At 51.8% G+C, this 1,877-nt stretch carries 1 protein-coding gene and 1 pseudogene; one reads left to right on the top strand and one right to left on the bottom strand.

Going from position 1 to position 1,877, the window contains the following annotated elements; all coding sequences use genetic code 11:
- Positions 1-189 precede the first annotated feature (189 nt).
- Positions 190-1,596, top strand: coding sequence for an efflux transporter outer membrane subunit (locus tag ACTHUT_RS19440; protein WP_156102732.1), 1,407 nt, complete (start codon positions 190-192; stop codon positions 1,594-1,596).
- 74 nt (positions 1,597-1,670) lie between these two features.
- Here the strand turns inward: ACTHUT_RS19440 and ACTHUT_RS19435 are convergent.
- A pseudogene (locus tag ACTHUT_RS19435) lies at positions 1,671-1,877 on the bottom strand (DUF3482 domain-containing protein); the annotation flags it as partial.

Raw genomic sequence — 1,877 nt, 5'->3', positions numbered from 1 at the left:
CCTTGTGCCTTTGTTCTATGTGGTTGTGCGCAAATTCTTTAAAGAAACCGCACACGAGCATGAGATGGCCGCCAAACACGCCGCTGAAGCCGGCATGATTGAAGACGGTAAACACGATTCAGACAAGTATTAAAGCAAAGGCCGTCTGAAAACTTTTCAGACGGCCTCAAAATGCTAAAGGATTCTAAAATGAAGAAGATTACATTCAAACCTGTACTGACCGCCGTTGCCGCCGCTGTGGCTTTGTCGGCCTGTACCATGATGCCGAAATATGAGCAGCCTCAAGTTGCCGTGGCCGATACGTTTAAATACGATACTGTTGACGACGGTATCCGTGCCGCTGAATTGGGTTGGCAAGATTACTTTGCCGATCCGCGCCTTCACCGTCTAATCGACATCGCATTGGAACGCAATACCGATTTGCGTACAGCCGCGCTGAATGCGGAAATCTACCGCAAGCAATATATGATTGCGCGTAATAATTTGTTGCCAACCGTCAATGCCAGCGGTACGGGTTCGCGTCAAGGCAGTTTGAGTGGCGGCAGCGTTAGCAGCCAATACAGCGTGGGTTTGGGCGCAGCCTCTTATGAGCTTGACCTCTTCGGCCGTGTCCGCAGTACCAGTGAAGCCGCGTTGCAAGGTTATTTCAATGTGGCTGCCAACCGCGATGCCGCCCATCTGACCCTGATTTCTACCGTTGCCAAAGCCTACTTCAACGAACGCTACGCCGAAGAAACCATGGCATTGGCACAACGCGTATTACAAACCCGTGAAGCGACTTACAAGCTCTCGCAATTACGCCATAAGGCCGGCGTGATTTCCGCCGTTGATTTGCGCCAACAGGAAGCCCTGATCGAATCAGCCAAAGCCGATTACGCATCTGCAGTGAAAAACCGCGAGCAAGCGCGCAATTCTTTGGCTATGTTGATTAATCAACCTTTGCCTGAAGACTTGCCTGCCGGTCTGCCTTTGAGCAAGCAGTTCAAAATGACCAAGCTGCCTGCCGGTTTGAGTTCGGACGTGTTGCTCAACCGTCCGGATATCCGTGCGGCTGAACACGCGCTCAAACAAGCCAATGCCAACATCGGTGCGGCACGTGCGGCGTTTTTCCCACGCATCAGCCTGACCGGTTCTGTCGGTACAGCTTCCGGCGAGTTGAGTGGCCTGTTTAAGAGCGGCACGGGTGTTTGGGCGTTTGCACCGTCCATCACGCTGCCTATCTTTGACTGGGGTACCAACAAAGCCAATCTTGACGTAGCCAAACTGCGCCAACAGGCACAAATCGTTGCTTATGAAGCCGCTGTTCAATCCGCATTTAAAGACGTTTCCAATGCTTTGGTTGCGCGCGAACAGCTGGATAAAAGCTATGAAGCGTTGAGTAAACAAAGCCGTGCCTACAACGACAGCCTGCGCCTCATCAGCCTGCGCTACAAACATGGCGTATCCAGTGCATTGGATTTGCTGGATGCCGAGCGCAGCAGTTACAGCGCAGAAACTGCTCTTTTGGCCAATCAGCTGACCCGTCTGGAAAACCTTGCCGACTTGTATAAAGCACTTGGCGGCGGTTTGAAACGCGAAACCAAAGCTGCCGAATAAGTATTTGCCTGCTAAGATTAAAAGGCCGTCTGAAACATTTGGGTTTCAGACGGCCTTTTTGTTCAACAGCGATTTTAAACTTTTAATTTTTCGCTTAAAGAACCGACATAGGCTGCGCGTTCGTTACGGCTGGCTTCGGGCTGGTGTGTGTTGAGCGAAGACCATTGCGGTTGCTGCGTGCTTTGTTGAGTTCGCTTGGCAATTTGGCTGCACTCCATGGCGCTTTGCGTTCGTTTAGCTCGATATGCGATTGAGCCGCATGGCCGCGCGTTTGCCAGACG

The sequence above is a fragment of the Neisseria sp. P0022.S010 genome (assembly GCF_051956635.1).
Note: the sequence above shows the minus strand (reverse complement) of the source record. Positions and strands in the feature narration are given on the sequence as shown.